The sequence below is a fragment of the Psychrobacter proteolyticus genome, assembly GCF_003350005.1.
Taxonomy (GTDB): Bacteria; Pseudomonadota; Gammaproteobacteria; order Pseudomonadales; family Moraxellaceae; genus Psychrobacter; species Psychrobacter proteolyticus.
Genome location: NZ_QLKS01000001.1, coordinates 127,971 through 146,442 on the forward strand (window position 1 = coordinate 127,971; position 18,472 = coordinate 146,442).

The following is an 18,472-nucleotide window of genomic DNA, read 5'->3' on the forward strand; positions in this document are numbered from 1 at the left end:
CCATTAATTAAGTAAACTCAATATTTAGCTACTATCCAATACTTAGGAGTAAGTAATAAAACTCAGTGTATAGAACGCAAAAGCAAATAAAAGCCGATGTCATATAAGGTTATACAACATCGGCGACTTCTATACTTTTCTATTTATCATGCTAAAACCTACAAGAGACTCTTAGACAATATCTAAAGTCCCTTCGATAAACTCTTTAGCAAAGCGTTGTAGCATACCACCTGCGTTGTACATTTTCACTTCATCAGCCGTATCTAAGCGGCAGATAATCGGCGTCTCAGTGGTACTACCATCGGCACGATGGATTACTAGAGTCATCAACCCGCCAGCAGAGACTTCACCTGTGATATCAAAGGTTTCCGTACCATCGATATTTAGCGTATGGCGAGTCGTACCTTCTTCGAACTGTAAAGGTAGCGCTCCCATGCCAACTAAGTTTTGACGATGAATACGCTCAAAGTCCTCAGCGACGACGGCTTCTACGCCAGCGAGACGCACGCCTTTGGCAGCCCAGTCACGGCTTGAGCCTTGACCATAGCCATCACCTGCGATGATGATAAGCGGCTGCTCACGGTTCATATAGGTCTCAATTGCCTCCCACATGCGCATGACTTGACCTTCTGGTTCGACGCGCGCCAGTGAGCCTTGGACAACTTCGCCATCTTCATCGCGTACCATTTCGTTCAATAGTTTAGGGTTGGCAAAAGTGGCACGTTGCGCGGTTAAATGGTCGCCGCGATGGGTCGCGTATGAGTTGTAGTCCTCAGCAGGCAAGCCCATAGTATCGAGGTACTCACCAGCTGCTGATGAGCCAAGAATAGCATTTGAGGGTGACATATGGTCGGTTGTGATGTTATCACCAAGAACTGCAAGCGGACGTAGGCCTGTCAGTTTATTTTTCTTGGCCATTTTGCCTTCCCAATACGGCGGACGGCGAATATAGGTCGTCATTTCACGCCAGTCATACAATGGGCTTAGTGCCTTACCTGTGTCTTTTTTGGCTTCATCAAACATTGGGATATATACGGCATTGAATTGCTCAGGCTTAACAGCCGCGGCAACAATAGCATCTACTTCTTCATCATCAAACCAGATGTCTTTTAGATACACGTCATTGCCGTCTTGGTCTTTGCCCAATGAGTCTTTTTCGATATCAAAACGGATGTTACCAGCGATGGCATAAGCAATAACCAGTGGCGGCGATGCCAAAAATGCTTGCTTGGCATACGGATGGATACGACCGTCGAAGTTACGGTTGCCAGAGAGTACTGCTGTGGTAAATAAATCATTGTCGATGATTTCTTTTTCGATATCAGGGTCTAGCGCACCGCTCATACCGTTACAGGTCGTACAAGCGAAACCGACTACATCAAAGCCAATTTCTTGCAATTCTGGCATTAGACCAGCTTCTTCTAAATACATTTTGACGGTTTTTGAGCCGGGTGCGAGTGATGATTTAACCCAAGGCTTACGCAATAAACCTTTAGCATTCGCGTTACGAGCGACAAGGCCTGCGGCTACCATGTTGCGTGGGTTTGAAGTATTGGTACAGCTGGTGATAGCAGCGATAATCACTGCGCCATCTGGCATGAGACCGTCTTTAGGTTCAGGCAGTTTTTCGTCAGCGCCATGAGCAATACCTTTGGCAACCAAGTCAGTAGTCGATACACGGGCATGTGGTCGCGATGGGCCTGCCATATTACGTACGACTGATGACAAATCAAACTCAAGGACGCGTGCGTATTCGGCTTTTTCCATGCCGTCAGCCCATAAGCCCGTTTGCTTGGCATACTGCTCAACCAATTTAATCTGTTCCTCAGAGCGACCAGTCAAACGTAGATAATCAGTGGTTTGCTCATCGATATAGAACATCGCGGCAGTGGCACCATATTCAGGCGTCATATTGGAGATAGAAGCGCGGTCACCGACGCTTAGCTGGCGTGCACCGTCACCGAAGAATTCGATATAGGTAGAGACCACACCTGCGTCGCGTAAGAACTCAGTCATCGCCAGTACGAGATCCGTACCGGTAATGCCTTTTTGCAATTTGCCTGTTAATTTAACACCCACATAATCAGGTAGGCGCATATATGATGGGTTACCTAGCATGACGCTTTCGGCTTCTAGACCGCCAACCCCGATTGAGATCACACCTAGTGCATCGACCATCGGCGTATGGCTATCAGTACCAACTAGCGTATCGGCAAACGCGACTTCTTCACCGGATTTGTTGTGCACGACCTGTACGACAGGTGACATTTTCTCTAAGTTAATCTGATGCATAATGCCATTACCAGGCGGTACGACGTTTACATTGTCAAAGGCATACTGACACCAGTTGATGAAGTGAAAACGGTCATCGTTGCGGCGCTCTTCAATCGCGCGGTTTTTCTCAAACGCGTCATCTTCGAAGCCTGCGTGCTCAACGGCCAATGAATGGTCAACGATAAGCTGAGTTGGCACGATAGGGTTTACTTTAGACGGATCACCGCCTTGCTCAGCGATAGCATCACGCAAACCTGCCAAATCAACAAAGGCCGTCTGACCCAAGATATCATGACAGACCACGCGGGCAGGGTACCAAGGAAAGTCTAGATCTTGCTTGCCTTCGATATGCTGTTTTAGCGCATCGGTTAGCTCTTCTGGTGGGCAACGGCGTACTAGGTTTTCACACAATACTTTTGAGCAAAATGGTAGTTTGTCATAAGCGCCAGCTTCGATACTCTCGACGGCCTCGCGGGTGTCAAAGTAATAAAGGTCAGTACCGGGAAGTGGCTTTTTGAATTGTTCGTTCATTGGTTGTACTAGGGCGTTGTCCATAAGTCACCTTTGGCTGTTGGCTAATTATAATAAGTAGTTAAGCGTTGATATCGGGTAAAAATTCATTCCTTTAGCAAAATCATCGTTTGCTTTTGTAGGCTTTGCTAAAGAAGCGATATTGAAAATTAAAAGGGCATAGTCTATAAAAAAGATAGTGTATGACGATTAAACCTGAAAAACTCATAGCAAGGCTCAATCATCATACCTATATCAGCTAGCACTGCCGCTAGCTGATAGTAAGTACGTAACAATAACTATTTAAAAGGAATCAACTTAACGCGCACTCATCTCTGGTACAGGACGCAGCTCTTCACCGGTATATTCCGCACTTGGACGAATGATACGGTTATTGGCACGTTGCTCAAACACGTGTGCTGCCCAACCAGTCAATCGTGAGCAGACAAAGATAGGGGTGAACAGTTTGGTTGGAATACCCATGAAGTGATAGGCAGAAGCATGGAAAAAGTCAGCATTACAGAACAGTTTTTTCTCACGCCACATGACTTCTTCACAGCGTACTGATACTGGGTACAACACTTCGTCACCAACGTCCGCAGCTAGCTTCTCAGCCCAACCTTTAATCACCACGTTACGTGGATCTGACTCGCTATAGATCGCATGACCAAAGCCCATGATTTTGTCTTTACGAGCTAACATACCCATCATCTCTTCTTCAGCTTCATCAGGTGAGCTAAAGCCTTCAATCATATCCATCGCAGCTTCATTCGCTCCACCATGCAATGGTCCGCGTAGTGAACCGATTGCACCAGTAATACAAGAATGAATGTCAGATAAGGTAGATGCACACACACGAGCGGTAAAGGTCGACGCGTTAAACTCATGCTCTGCATAAAGGATCAGCGAGACGTTCATCACTTTTTCGTGTAGCTCGTTTGGTTTTTCGCCTTTGAGCAAATGTAAGAAATGTCCGCCAATAGTGGCATCATCTGTATCGGTCTCGATACGTACATTATCGTGAGTAAAACGATACCAATAGTTGATAATCGACGGAAAGGCCGCTAGCATACGGTCAGTTTGATCGTTTTGCTGAGCAAAATCAGTTTCGGTCTCAAGGTTGCCAAGCATGGAGCAGCCAGTACGTAGCACATCCATTGGATGCGCATCAGCTGGGATACGTTCAAGCACGTCTTTAAGTGCTTGTGGTAGGCCGCGTAAGCTTTTTAGTTTGGCTTGATAGGCATCAAGCTCGCTTTGAGTAGGCAAGTTGCCATATAGCAGTAAATAAGCCACTTCTTCAAAAATACATTTATCTGCCAGCTCTGATACATCATAACCGCGATAGGTCAGACCGGAGCCTGATTTGCCGACGGTAGATAGAGAGGTTTTACCAGCGACTTGTCCACGTAGACCTGCGCCTGAAAGTTCTTTCTGTGCTGCCATGTTTACATTCCTTTTGTTGGTAGCTTTTTTGAGTGAAAACAGTGTTTCTGATAATAAATTTATTGGTTAATGACTGACTATAGCGCCAGTTTAGCGTTATGCAGGCTGTTCAGGCTGTGGACCGTCTAAATCGACGTTACAACGCTCAAATTCAGCTTCAATAGGGCCATTTAAGACTTCCATTGCGCTGCCTTCGCCTTCTGCATTGTTGATCTTCATATATTTGGCACCCAGTGGTGACTCCATAAATGTCTGAATCTCAGTCATTTCTTCTGGGGTAGGGTCAGCCATTGGCGTTGCTACTTCTTCGCCATTCATGACACGTAATTGCTCATTGCCAAAAGCAAGCAGTTTTTTCCCTACATCCGACGTATAAAAGTCATCTAACTCTTTTAACTCCGCATCGGTAAACTGACTCTTATAAAAGCGATCGACTTCGGTTTTACCCAAGTCTTTGTCTCGCGACTCAAGGCAACTAACTTGCTCTTCACTGAGCGCACCGCTATTGATGATTGGTGCAAACAATAGGCTGTTGACGGTATCTAATGTAATCGTCGTCATGATCAAATCGTTTTGAGCATCAGTCTCTGATGTTGCAGCTTCGCTTTCGCTAACAACAGTCTCGCTCGTATCACTGGTAGTATCATCAACGGTTTCTGGTGTTTTATCACAGCCTGTCATGAATAACAGCGCCGCAAGCGTGCTACTAAGTAGTGAGGATTTGACAACCGTATGAGCAGTAAAAAATGGCATAAATAACCTAAAGGTGAATAAGGACTGGTTTTGAAACGATAGAGTCCACAGGGATGGTTTATCGTTTCGGCGTTGCTAATTGGCAGTTATTAGTTGTTAACTACTTATTATCAGCAAATAGCTTGTCTAGTGTCTGCTCAAACTCATGATAGTTCAAGAAATCATAGAGCTCCATGCGAGTCTGCATAGTATCGACGACTTTGTCTTGCGTGCCATCATCTAATAAATGCTGATAAACATTCAATGCCGCTTTGTTCATAGCGCGGAAGGCAGATAGGGGGTATAGCACCATCTCCACACCCACACTATACAACTGATCAGTGGTATATAGATCTGTTTGACCAAACTCTGTCATGTTTGCCAGTACTGGAATATCGAGTACATCAGTGAACTTACGATACATCTCGATATCGGTTAGCGCTTCTGCAAAAATCATATCTGCGCCCGCTTCTTGAAATGCGACGGCACGTTCAACAGCAGCGTCCAAACCTTCTACTGATAGGGCATCTGTACGAGCCATCACTACAAAGTCAGGGTCAGTTTTTGCGTCCAATGCCGCCTTCAGACGGTCGACCATCTCTGAGATACTAACGATTTCTTTGTTAGGGCGATGACCACAGCGCTTTTGTGCCACTTGATCTTCGATATGTACTGCCGCGACGCCTGCTTTTTCCATCTTTCTGATGGTTTGAGCGATGTTAAATGCGCCACCAAAGCCAGTATCGATATCAACCAATAGCGGTGTGTCAACAGCGTCGGTAATACGGCGAGCATCTTCTAGTACGTTATCAAGGCTGGTCATACCGAGATCAGGTAAACCAAATGAGGCATTGGCCACGCCAGCACCAGAGAGGTACAACGCTTGATGACCAACTTGGGTCGCCATCATCGCTGTATAGGCATTGATGGCGCCTGCAATCTGTAATGGTTGGTTATTATCATTTTTTTGAGTGAGGGCACTGCGAAAGCGCGCGCCTGCTGAAGATGAAGTCATATGATTGTCCTTACATGGAGGGAAAATATTCTAATTGTTGTAGTTGATTATACTCAATTATTCATGCCTGAAAAGTTTGGGTTATCAGCTAGTATTTAATTTAAATAATAATTAAATGTAGTATATTTAATAGTATTCATTATTCAAATAGCATTATGCAGTTATTGGTAATTTCTTATGATAAGTATTCATATTGCTTAAAATCACAACTTTTAGAATCTTCTATTTTTTACATTTAGTTACAATTACTAAAAGTGTATTGTCTTATTAGTATAATTACACTCATTAAAAAGCCCCAACAGCTAGGCTATTAGGGCTTATGTTTCGCTTAAATAATTAAATAAGATTGTTAAGTGCTGAGTCTTATAGTAAGCAAAAGCTTAAGAAAATAGACCTGCCATATTGGCCAAGAACAATAACGCGAAGCCTGCTAAGAATATCAAGCCTGCGATAGACAGGGCGTTCATACCTGCTGACAGTTTCTTATGCTTTTTAACCAATGAGTAGTTTAACCAACCAAAAATAGGCGCAGAAACGAACGCCGATATCATGGCAAACTTAAGCATAGCGCCTAGTTGTCCTGTGAAGAAAGTGATAATCACTAGACCACCACCGATGGCATAGGTCGTCCAAAAAGCGATCTGCTTTTTATTGATTTCGCTTTCACCTTTTAGCAGGCGCCAGCATTCAGCATTAGCACGTCCATAGCCATCAGCACAGGTGATGGTCGTGCCAAACATACACATAAAGGCGACGAAAGCGACCAGCAATCTCGACCATTCACCAATGGTTGCGGTATACATATTGATCAACTGGTTGATATAAGCACCGCCAACCAATTCAATCTCTTGTCCTGATCCGTACTGGACAAACACACCTAACGATAAGAAGAACAATGCTAATATCGCTGAAACTGCATAGCCAACATTAAAATCTAACAAGCCTTGACTATGCGTGGTGTGATCTGCTTTGACTTTGGCAGAGGTCCACATAGAGGTAATCGCTGCAAACTCTAGCGGTGCTGGCATCCAACCCATGAGTGCTACGATGAAGCCTAACGTGGCTAAATTCCAAGGAGAGGCCGCCACAAAATCTACTGCCATAACGGTTGGCTTGCCAGCAGCAATGATAACTGCAGCAACAGTAGCCGTGGTAAGCGCAATCATAATCCACTTAGTCACACCATCGAGCAACTTATAATGCCCTGCAATCAAAAAGAACCAAGAGACCGCGACGATAATGAGAGATAACGCCATTGTCGACAGACCAAGTGAGGCTGGCAACATAAAGCCCAAAATTACGGCCGCAATAAGTGAAACCGCACCCGTACTAATAACCGCTGACAAGATAGAAAGAATAAAATATACCCAAAGGTATACCTTTGAGCGTTTGGCATAGCCTGCAATCAAACTCTCGCCAGTATCGTAGACGTAGTCAGTTGCAAAGCGAAAAAACGGATACTTAAACACGTTGGCCAATACAATCATAATGGCCAATTGCCAGCCATAGATAGCGCCGGCCTGTGTTGACGAAATCAAATGCGAACCACCAATGGCAGCAGTCGCCATCAAAATGCCTGGGCCAAAGATGCGCCAGCTAAAGCCCTCTTGTTGCGAGGCAACGCTATCGTTAGGGGCACTTGGGTTGTTGAGTTGTTGTGTGGACATGAATACCTCGAAATGGTTAAAACAGCAAATTATCACTTACCTGTGTCAGCTTGCCAATGATCATGAAAGAACGTCCTATAAATCGTCTAAATATAAAACGATTTACATCGTATCGACTTTATCACACCAACACTGTCTAGGAGAATGATTATTCTAGTTATTATTACTATTTGTTTGCATTGCTATTCTTGTTAGTTAGCATACTTATAAAATAATATCAATATTTAAAATGAATTATTTTTGGCGGTTCTTTATAACACAATATTCATCGGATATCTGCCCATTTAGGCCTGTGACACAAAATTTTGCTGCCGATAAGTAATGCCGCGCTGTTCGTAGACGTGATAAATGGCTGTGAGCAAGTCAGGTATTTTTGGGTGTACGAAGTCTTTGAGGGTATGCAAATAAATAGGGGAGGTGACATTTTCATGAACCAAACGTTGGTAGCTGATCTGTTCCGTACGTACGGTTTGCAAGCTGGCAGGCACCAATGTAATACCTTCGCCTGCCGCGACCAGTCCCAATGCTACCTGCAAATCGCTGACTGTCGTAGTCATAAAAGGTGAGATGCCATACTGCGCAAATAGATGTAGTAAAGGCTCAGTAATAGGCTCGCTAGGTGCTGCTTCATGAGTAGCAGCACGGTTGATTCTATTTGTAGATAGCTTGTCACTCACTTGGGTCATTGCCTCTGTCGTCACCGTGGACGATACTGGCAAATGTGTTTGATGGTATAAAATTAAGCGATTGTTCGCTAGGTCTATCAAGCGCTGCTTACGTACATTGGCAAGCGGATGTGATTTTGGCAATGCCACCACGTAGCGCTCATGACGTAGCAGGATTTGCTGAATCCATGGGTCTTGATGGGAAAATCGGCCAAAGCCAATATCAATCTCACCAGACTTGAGGGCATCCATTTGTTGGTATGAGCTAATGTCTTTTAAATTAACGTCGATATCAGGGCTAGACTGTTTAAGCGTGGCAATAATTTCAGGCAGCAGGCCATATAGCACTGAGGGCACAAAACCTATATTTAAAACGCTGCTAGGTGCTGATAGACGCTGGGTCATACTGGTCACCGTATCAATCTCGGTCAATATGGTGCTTATTTTATCGTAGAAAAAACTGCCCGCTTCAGTCAGATGTAGTGGTCTGTGGTAGCGATCAATAAGCACCACGCCCATGTCAGTCTCTAACTGTTTTAGCAAGCGACTCAGGCTCGGCTGTGACAGTCCTGTCTTAGTGGCGGCAGCGCTAAAGCTGCGCAAGTCTGCAATAGCAATGAACGCGTTAAGCTGTCTTAAATCCATATGAATAAACCTGTTATGGCACGCAGAATATTTTTAATGTTGATTCATTTTATTATTCATACAATTTGCACAAATATTAGCACTATCGAATAAATTACGCTTGAAGATAGGGATGTGAGCAACTATATTGGTGGCTAATAAAGTAGTTACACTCTAACGAAATAGTCATAACTGCGTTTTAGCAGTCATTTAATGCCGGTAGGATAGACCGGCTTGGTATCATTCTATGAGCGACGATAAGAAAGACAGTGGCACTGATTTTGAAAAAGAGTTAGCCAAAATAGTGAATAAAAAGTCGCACAAACGTTCTAGCAATAATATCTATGAACGTTTTATCGATCGCGTGCACAGTTCTAAAGGTGCTAAGCAGAATAACGCAGTAGCTGATCCAATGCTACTGGACAGTACAAATGAAAACGTAGCAGAGCGACTGCCATTTAAAGATGAAAGCAGCGCTCAAGAGCAAACGTTAGAGTTACTAGAGAACATAACGACAAATGCCACCTTTGATTTTTCAAACCAAAACCCCGCAACAAGAAATGATACATCCAATACAAAAGATGCTACTAGTAAAGATGATATCGACAATGTTTTATTTGATAACTATCCAGATGACCAACACTTAGCGGATAGTGACGAAGAAAAATCGTTATCTGCTACTGACCAAGCGACTTATACGCCTAGCATACTTAGAGATAATGATTTTGATACTCAGATTGTATCAACAGAACCGAACGATGAAGAAGTAACAAAAACAAAGACTACGGTGAAAAGCAGTAAGCAGCCCATCATCCTTGGTATGGTTTTTGGATCATTATTGATCGCTGCGATTGTATTCATGCTTATTTTTACAGGGATTTTATCAACTTCTACGTCTGATGACGAGAGTAACAACCGCGGTTCAGAGACTAAAATTGCCACAGACAGCTTGCCAGTTGTTAGCGCTGAGCCAATCGCTACCAACGATGACAATCAGCTAGCTGCTGATACCAATGATAGTGACACACCATTAGAATCAGCAACACAGGATGCCCCAAACAACGGAAAAGGAACGCCAGCAGAAGAGCCTATAGAGCTTACTTCAGAGACTGAATCAGCCATTACCTATGAGGACTTTAGGCAAGAATCACAGACCACACTGTATCGAGAAGCAAGTGATTAGAATGGTTAGGTTGAGACTTATTTTAGGCAGTTAGATAACCGTTATCAAACTATTCGAGACGCTCACACCATAATATGTTGCAATACAACAGATAATTCGTATCATTATGTAAAGTAGACGGTTATGTACCGTTGATGATATGAATTATATGGTACGTAACTATGAATGAATCAGAAAATGTTAATAATAATATTGAGTCAAAAAGTATTAGACCACGCAGTCTTATCTTCGCTATCATCAGTGTAATCTTTATTGTCCTAATAACTACTTTCTATATTTCTAACCGTATTTCTTCAACGCTATCTCAAGCGTCGCCTACTAATAATGGTTTAACAGTGAGCAATATTACTAAAGAGGCTAATGCTAATCAGACTGTACAGCAGCATTTGGATGGTCAAAATCAGCCTAGCAAACCTATAGTTACTGATAATCATAAAAATGACACTGTCATTAGCTATCATGATTTTAAACAAGAGGCACAGAGTGTGCTATTCCATGAGGAAGAAAAGATTATACAAGCTAAGTACAGTGCACCTGGTATGACGTCTGCTGTCAGCGCTGAGGACTTTAGAATAGAAGCACATAAAACCTTATATCGTGCATCCAGATATTAGAACCGCTATTAGCACTATAAAATTATATTGATAGGTATACGTTAGTAATTAAATAACATCAAGCCCCATTTCTCTAAACATAAGAGAAATGGGGCTTTTGCGTGAGGTCAGTGCTCCAGGCTTTGTTGTATGTCATCTGTTGCACTCAACACTACATCCATGAAAGCGACAACCGTTGCACTTTCTATTTTTATCACAGCATCAGCTAGCTTGCGGATCATTTTAAGCCAGCTGCTTTTTGATGGTTCGTAAACGGCTTTTAAATTCTGAGCGGTCAACATAACAGCCTTTGAGACGACGCTCACCGATATTTTCATCAAATGCGTTACGCCCATGCAGGATTCGGCGGTTATCAAAAACCACCATTTGACCCGCTGCTAATTTTAATTCAATTTTATAGCGACTGTCTTTTAATTGAGCCATCAGCTCTCGATAAGCAAGGTAGTAGTCGTACATAACGTCACTTGGCAAATCAAAAACATCTGCAAGATGCGCGTTGTATTTAATTTCGACAATATTGCCAAAGTTGTCTAGATTGATGACGGGGTGGTGCTCACGGATATCATGGGCAGTGTCATGAAAACGAAAGGGGATGGCATATTCGGCAAGCAAGCGAAAATACTCAGGCTGCTCTTCTCTTAACCCTTCTAACACCCTTAGTCCATCTACGAAAGTAGATTCGCCGCCTATACTTTCATTACTCAAAAAATGCAAGAATTGATAGCCTGGAGGTAACTCCTGATTTGGCAAGTCGGTATGCAAAGGTAATGAGAGAGAGGTATAAGCCAAATTGATCGGCGACTTCTCTGATATGACATCAAAGGTCATGCCAAAATTAGTCTGCCGTAAATAATCAACTCGCATGGCGGTCTGTACACCAGCGTCAGAGTCATCTGGCATATTATTAATAATGGTAAGCCCATATTTATCCAGCGCACTCATCCACTCATATAAAGCGCTGTCACTGGTCATGATGCTCTGCTGGTCATACATCGGAATGTGGTCAATAAACGTGCCATCCCAACTTTCATAAGGACTGCTATGATCCTTGGCCAATGCACTAGAATACCCAAACTCACGTAACCAACTCTGATCAAAGTGGCTGATATGCGCTTGTTCTGACCATTCAATCGTTAGCGTTGTATCATCAAAAGAGACAGAGAGTGGATGGATATCTTTTGAGACACTCAGCAAATCAAAGCTACGCTCGCCAGTGTGCGGATGAAAAGCCGATGGGCAGTTATCACGCAGCCAGATATAGTGGTACGTACTGCCGACACCATCATTCCAGCGTATTTGAATGGCGTGGTCAATGAGCGCAACGGATTCTATTTGGTAGTCATTTTTTACTAATACGTCTAGAAATGGTGTTGATTGAGGCGTTTCCATTGGAGCAGACCCTACATATAGATGAATTAAAAATATATTTTACGGTATCTTGTTCGGATCGGTTATTCAAACAATGAATTACGAATCACCTAATAGGTAATATCAATCAATGCAGTACTAAATTGTGATTTGGATTTAGTGTGCTATTTTTTGAAGGGTTTTAAAAAATTTGAGGCTCCGTGAACGAAACCTCAATATTTAGCGACAATTAATAGGAGCGTTCTGTTTATCTGAAGGCTAATTATCGAAAAGCTACCCTAACCAGTATTACGTAACCCTGCAGCCAGCGCATTGATACTACGGATCAATGGATCTTCTACATTAAGGTCGCCATGTGCCAAATCGTTCGGGGTGTCCTGTTGTCTAGCACGCTTCAACAGCTCAATCTGGATATAGTTAATCGGGTCTAGATAAGCGTCGCGCCATTGCAGAGATGAGGCAAGGTTTTGCTGATTGGATAATAAAGAGTCTTGCTCAAGCAGAGAGTTTAATCCTGAATTGGTCAGCGTATATTCATCGGTGACCGCTGTCATGATTTTTTCGCGTAACGGCTCATCATCACACAGTTGACTATAGGCCTCGGCAATATTCATATTGGCTTTGGTAAAAGCCATCTCGATATTACTGATAAACACGCTAAAGAAAGGCCAGTGTTTGTTCATCTCTTTCATCAATGCTTCGTCTTTTTTGACGCTATCTAGCGCACTACCAACGCCATACCAAGCAGGTAGGGTAAAGCGTGCCAATGACCAGCCAAATACCCAAGGAATCGCTCGCAAGGTAGTCTTACTTGGTAGGCCTTTTTTACGATGGGCAGGACGTGAGCCAATGTTTAATAAAGAGATTTCTTGTACTGGGGTGACCTCAGAGTAGAATTTATAAAACCCTTCGGTATGATCGGTTAGCTCGCGATAGCGTTGTTCACCTGCATCCGCTAAGCGTGCAAACAGCGCTTCATACTCTGGCAACTCAGTCGGTTGTACAACAAACCTTGTCGAGCAGGCTTTTAGTGTACCCGTGATCGCCATGGTCAGCTCAAACACAGCGGTATCCGTATTGGCATACTTAGCATAAAGTACTTCGCCTTGTTCGGTCACTTTAATCTGACCATGTAACGTACCAGCTGGCTGTGCCGCAATGGCTTTGTGCGTTGATCCGCCACCACGGCTCACAGATCCGCCACGACCATGGAATAATCGCGTTTTGATACCATATTGCTCAGCAATGTTATTAATGGTTTGCTGTGCACTATAAAGCTGCCATGCAGAGGTGATAATGCCGCCGTCTTTTGATGAGTCTGAATAACCCAGCATAATCTCTTGCGTGTTATCCGTGTTCCGTAGCAGTCCACGATACAGTGGATTATCTAATACGGCAGGCAAGATTTTATCGATATTTTTGAGATCTTCGATGGTTTCAAACAATGGTGCAACTGGCAAATCAGCAGACAACTGACCTTCGTCATCAATTCTGCATAAGCCTGCAAACCGCATGAACAGCAATACTTCTAGTAGCTGGCTAGCATTATTGGTCATCGAGATCACATAGCTACCAAAAGTAGCCTGTCCCACCAGTTTGCGTAGAGTAGCGACCGAATTCATCAGTGACAATTGTTCACGCGTTTTGTCTGTCAGGTTATCAGTATAGATAAGCGGCGTGCCTGGTTTTTCTAGCAAGCGCGTCAACCATTCTTGACGTTCGGTTTCGCTTAACGTCTGATAATCAGGCAGGTTGGAGGCACTAGCAAAGATATCTGCAATCACTTCGCCATGGTATGACGACTCTTGACGGATATCGAGCGCCGCCAAATGAAAGCCGCAAGTTTTGACCAAACGAATGACATCTAGCAGTAATCCTTCTGCGTGTGCCGTATCGTGTGTATTGACACTTTGACGGATAATGCGCAGGTCTTCTAGTAATTCTTCTGGATTGGCATAGGCATCTTTTTCAGCTTCGACATCCGTGCCTTTGCTTTGAATGCGGCGATTGGTGGCTTTAACTTTAGTCAGAATGATAGAGAGCAGGCGACGATAAGGCTCATTGCCATAGTCATCGAGGTTATAGTCAAACACACGCTGATCGAGCTCATCATAACTTTTGATTTTGGTATAGACGTCAGGTGAAACGGTGACAATGGTGTCACTATGAATCAGCTGTCGACGCAGTTTTTTGAGTAGTACTTGATAGTGACGCAGCACGGTATCCGCATGCATCAATACGGCAAGTTCTGTGGTCTCAAAAGTCACAAAAGGATTGCCATCTCTATCGCCACCAATCCATGAACCAAAGCTCATAAAGGCAGGCAGTGGATAGTCTGTAAGCTCCGGATAGATATCGACAATGGCTTTTTTGATATTACGATATACTTTAGGAATGGCATTGAATAAACTGGCGTTAAAATAATGCAGACCGTTATTAATCTCGTCATATACCAATGGCTTACGGGTGCGTACTTCATCAGAAGACCATAATAGATCAATCGTTTGCGCAGTTTGCTCTTTGGCTTGCTCGTAGGCAAAGCTGTTTTCAGAGACGTTATTTAAAGCATCACTATGTGTGAATAGACTTTGTAAAATATTCATCGTGGTACGGCGACGTGCTTCGGTAGGATGCGCCGTAAATACAGGTGTAAACTTTAGCTGATCAATCAACTCTTGCATTTGAACAGGCTCGATATTGCGCTCACGACACTCAAGCAAGGTACGACGAAATGACCCTTCCCAGCTTTGCTCAGACTGCATACGCTGCGCATGACGCTGCTCACGCAAATAATTCTCTTCGCTTAGATTGGCTAGGAAAAAATAGATAGAAAAGCCGCGTATGACGTTTTTTAAGGTTTGATTATCCAAAGAAGCAATAAAATCGATAAGCTGCTGTTTATGCGCCTCATTCGGCTCACGGCGCTGTTGAATAAAGCCTTTGCGCAGCGTCTCAATCGTATCTAGCGTCTGCTCACCAGATTGGCGAGAAATAGCATCGCCTAATAATGAACCCAACAAGCTGGTGCGTTTACGTAGTACGTTGTTATCTAGTGCCATCTTCAACCTTCCTATCAAATGAGTGGATACAATACTATGGTTATCTTATACGTAATATCCTTATGGTTTTTTGCAATTTAACATAAATAGGTGAGGCCTGCTTGATGTTGATAGCAACTTTTTTGCTAATCAACCTTTATGACACTATTACTAATATATGGCTAAGTCTGTTTTTCGGCAGTCATCAGACAAAGCTTATTTAGGTTATTTCTCTAACGACTCCGAAGATTATCTATATAATCTGCCCAATCTTGCATCATCTGTACCCTAGTATCGATTTCATCGAGTCTGTTGTAAGCCCCACCATGTGTGTCTTTGATTCGATGGCCTAGCTGTAATTCTGTGACGATATCTGAATAGCGTAGCTCAGGCTGTTCCATGAGCAAAGTTTTAGCGGATGCTCGAAATCCATGCGCACACTGCACATCTTTGTATCCAAGCCGATGGAATATCTGTACCAACGTCGCTTTACTGATATAGGCATTGCTTGAACCGCGCATCGAGGCAAATACATATTCCTTATGCCCAGTAATTGACTGAATGTTTCGTAATCGCGTAATCACTTGCGTGGCTAAGGGAACAACTAAGTGCGAGACCATATCGTCACGACCTTCGCCTTTGGTCGGGGAGAATGCCCATGTGTTATTGTCCCAATCGATGTCATCCCAACGCATCGAGCGCAGATCGATACTACGTACAAACACATAAGGTAATAAATTCATAGCCTCTAGTGTGATCTTGCTTGCACCTCTAAAATCAGACATATCTTTTAGAAGCGTCGCAAATTGATCTGGTTTGGTGATGGCTGGCAAGTGATTGCCTGAATTGGCAGGTGCAAGCTCACCACGGGTATCAATTGCCACATTTCTATCGCACAACCCTCGAGCAACAGCAAATGAAAACACTTTTTCAGTATATAGACGAGTGCTTGCACCAACGAAAGTTGCTTGATTTTCATTGTTTTGAATCGACTCGCACACACTCAGTATCATCTCACTGGTGATATCGTCCATTCTTAAATCACCAATTTCTTGGCACATATATCCGAGACATAAATCCCAAAACTTGAGGGTGGAGTCACTGTATGACGGTTTTTTAGATTTACTTTGATTGCGACCTGCTGTTTTGTGTTCTCGCCATGCTTTTGCAATCTCAGAAAATGGTGCGTTTTTTAGGTGAGTATATTTATTGGTTTGCTCTTTTTGCTGGATAGCTTTTAGGTCAGAGCCTTTGGCGACCATATCAAGAATGGTGTCTGCTTTATACTTAACCTCATGGAGGCTGACATCCTCAGTCTTACCCAACATCATCCTAGGGCGTTTGCCCTCGATATGCGGATGGGAATAACGTAAGTAGTATTCCTTTTTGCCATTTGGATAAATACGAAGACTTAAGCCAGCCACACCCGAGACGCTGACAGAATAATCTTTGTCTCGGCATTCTAGCTTGTTGATATCGTTTGCAGTGTCGATAGCCATAATGTATATCCGTAATATGATAATTAAGGTTCATGATAGGTTTATGATTGATGACTTATAAAAAGTCTATTCTATAGAAAAATACAGAAGTATTGGACACTGTCATGGACACTGGTGTTCGCTAATATTATTATTAAAGACTTATAGAATAATAGTTTTAATACTTAATTATTCCCAAGGTTCACTTGGGGATAATTATAGCATAGTGACCAAATAGTGAGTAGGCCATGCGCTGAAAGGGTTACACGGCATTTCTACCAGTTATTTCGGTACATAGTTAAATGCGATTATGGTGTCCATGATTGATTCGGCAAGGGTTTGAGCATATTCTCTACAAAACACATGCTCCTGTACTCGCACAGAATATAAAAATCAGGGTCATAGTACTGTTATGTGCAAATTCAGAATGCACCAATTTTGAGGGGTTTATAGAAAATATATAACGAAAGGCTGAATATATTAAAAAATATCAATAGATAGCTCATTCATCTTAAAAATAGCTTGGCAATAATAAATAGAGAACTGCTGTTTGTGGGTAGATGAAATTTATCGCTACGCAAAAGAAAATAGCGTCAGTTCTAATGATTTAACAATCTGTCTATGATTTAAATTTAAAAGATTATATGTGATGACTTGGACATAGAGTTTGAAGGTTAGATAAGATTAGAAATATTCGAAGGAGTTATAACGTCTGGCTGAGTTTTTGCAATTAGATATAGGTTGGTAATCTTAGTAGATGTCTAGCCACACAAACGATGGTTATCAAAAATAGGCGATTAGCTTTTCTATATTAAGGATTTAACCCGCGGACATAGATAATAAATAAACTATCGCAGACGAATAGCCATGATCATATCGAATAAAAAGCTAATAACGCATTTGGACATAGCCATTAGTATTTTAGCGAAGTATAGAGTATTGATAACCAGTTATATATTGAGTCCAAGTTCTACCATTCAGCAAAAGTTAAAATTAACTGATGAAATAATGCACCCATGAAAATTATGAAGAGTAAACCTCAACAGGTGTGAGCTATCATCCAAAAGATTCCGTTAAATTAGACAGGACAGAGTTAGTCGGCGAGAGCTAAACAGTTTAGTAGGATGTTTATACCTAGCAGTATCAGAAATGCATGATCGTCATGATTCTATAGTTAGTAAGACCTGAGCCTACGACTTAATAGACTTCATTTAACATAATATACATTATGCGAAAACAAACCAATGGTTTTAGCAGTTAAGCGCAAAACCATTTATACCATATCATTCTTATACCTTAGATTAGATTTATTATTAGTTATAGAATCTTACTAACGACAAGTTTCAAGCAAATGCTTACGCAACGTTTTGCCATCGTCATCTAAGATTACATCTGCGATTTGGCAATCTTTATCATTGTCATCACATGATAACTCATAATAAATATCGCTACCTTGCGCCAAGCTGACCTGAACCAAACCTTGATCAGTGATTGAAAACTTCTTGTCTTGTGTATAGTCAGGATCTTGCGAGTTCCAAAGTACATCGTAATCTATATTGCAGGACGTCTGAGTTTTATCAAAATACGCTTGCTCAAGTTGCATGGCTTCTTGCAAGTCAGCATCAGCGTATTGCTGCAGCACTACAGGATGACTCATACCTTGGTCATCAATATCCTGTTGGTACATTTTTGTGATGGTCGCAATCTTGATATCAGACATGGCATTTTTTTTCTGATCTACTTTTGATACATCCGCTATAGCGTGACCGACAGGCATCAGTCCTATGGTCAATAGTAATGTCAGCGATTTATATGTTGGCATTTTATTCTCTGCGAGCTTTTATCCTATAAGTGTTAC

At 42.5% G+C, this 18,472-nt stretch carries 12 protein-coding genes; 2 read left to right on the forward strand and 10 right to left on the reverse strand.

The features are described 5' to 3' along the window. Positions 1-171: 171 nt before the first annotated feature. From acnD to DXK30_RS00540, 6 genes are all read right to left on the reverse strand, one after another. Positions 172-2,805 carry a Fe/S-dependent 2-methylisocitrate dehydratase AcnD gene (gene acnD / locus DXK30_RS00515; RefSeq protein ID WP_201508035.1) on the reverse strand — a complete coding sequence of 878 codons (2,634 nt, stop codon included), beginning with the start codon at positions 2,803-2,805 and terminating at the stop codon, positions 172-174. A gap of 297 nt (positions 2,806-3,102) precedes the next feature. Then, positions 3,103-4,230: a bifunctional 2-methylcitrate synthase/citrate synthase gene (gene prpC / locus DXK30_RS00520; protein ID WP_114699998.1), complete on the reverse strand. Its 1,128-nt coding sequence runs from the start codon at positions 4,228-4,230 to the stop codon at positions 3,103-3,105. A 96-nt stretch (positions 4,231-4,326) separates the two neighbouring features. Then, on the reverse strand, positions 4,327-4,983 hold the full coding sequence (locus DXK30_RS00525) for a DUF2059 domain-containing protein (RefSeq protein WP_114699999.1): 657 nt from the start codon (positions 4,981-4,983) through the stop codon (positions 4,327-4,329). A gap of 100 nt (positions 4,984-5,083) precedes the next feature. Next, positions 5,084-5,977 carry a methylisocitrate lyase gene (gene prpB / locus DXK30_RS00530; RefSeq protein WP_114700000.1) on the reverse strand — a complete coding sequence of 298 codons (894 nt, stop codon included), beginning with the start codon at positions 5,975-5,977 and terminating at the stop codon, positions 5,084-5,086. 380 nt (positions 5,978-6,357) lie between these two features. After that, positions 6,358-7,644, reverse strand: coding sequence for an NRAMP family divalent metal transporter (locus DXK30_RS00535; protein WP_114700001.1), 1,287 nt, complete (start codon positions 7,642-7,644; stop codon positions 6,358-6,360). Between the two features lie 284 nt (positions 7,645-7,928). Beyond that, the gene (locus tag DXK30_RS00540; protein ID WP_114700002.1) at positions 7,929-8,954 is read right to left on the reverse strand and encodes a LysR family transcriptional regulator; all 1,026 of its coding nucleotides are present in this window, start codon (positions 8,952-8,954) and stop codon (positions 7,929-7,931) included. A gap of 226 nt (positions 8,955-9,180) precedes the next feature. Between DXK30_RS00540 and DXK30_RS00545 the strand changes: the two genes are divergently transcribed. Continuing rightward, positions 9,181-10,116: a hypothetical protein gene (locus DXK30_RS00545; protein WP_114700003.1), complete on the forward strand. Its 936-nt coding sequence runs from the start codon at positions 9,181-9,183 to the stop codon at positions 10,114-10,116. A gap of 161 nt (positions 10,117-10,277) precedes the next feature. Then, complete coding sequence (locus tag DXK30_RS00550) at positions 10,278-10,730, forward strand: hypothetical protein (protein WP_114700004.1); 453 nt, start codon at positions 10,278-10,280, stop codon at positions 10,728-10,730. A gap of 222 nt (positions 10,731-10,952) precedes the next feature. Here the strand turns inward: DXK30_RS00550 and DXK30_RS00555 are convergent, their stop codons facing one another. The 4 genes from DXK30_RS00555 to DXK30_RS00570 form a co-directional block, all read right to left on the reverse strand. Then, positions 10,953-12,119: a TauD/TfdA family dioxygenase gene (locus DXK30_RS00555; RefSeq protein WP_114700005.1), complete on the reverse strand. Its 1,167-nt coding sequence runs from the start codon at positions 12,117-12,119 to the stop codon at positions 10,953-10,955. Positions 12,120-12,376: 257 nt separating this feature from the next. Beyond that, on the reverse strand, positions 12,377-15,157 hold the full coding sequence (gene ppc / locus DXK30_RS00560) for a phosphoenolpyruvate carboxylase (protein ID WP_114700006.1): 2,781 nt from the start codon (positions 15,155-15,157) through the stop codon (positions 12,377-12,379). A gap of 212 nt (positions 15,158-15,369) precedes the next feature. Next, positions 15,370-16,635 (reverse strand): tyrosine-type recombinase/integrase, encoded by a 1,266-nt coding sequence (locus DXK30_RS00565; RefSeq protein ID WP_114700007.1) that lies wholly within the window; start codon positions 16,633-16,635, stop codon positions 15,370-15,372. Positions 16,636-17,944: 1,309 nt separating this feature from the next. Continuing rightward, on the reverse strand, positions 17,945-18,436 hold the full coding sequence (locus tag DXK30_RS00570; protein WP_227670744.1) for a hypothetical protein: 492 nt from the start codon (positions 18,434-18,436) through the stop codon (positions 17,945-17,947). Positions 18,437-18,472 lie beyond the last annotated feature (36 nt).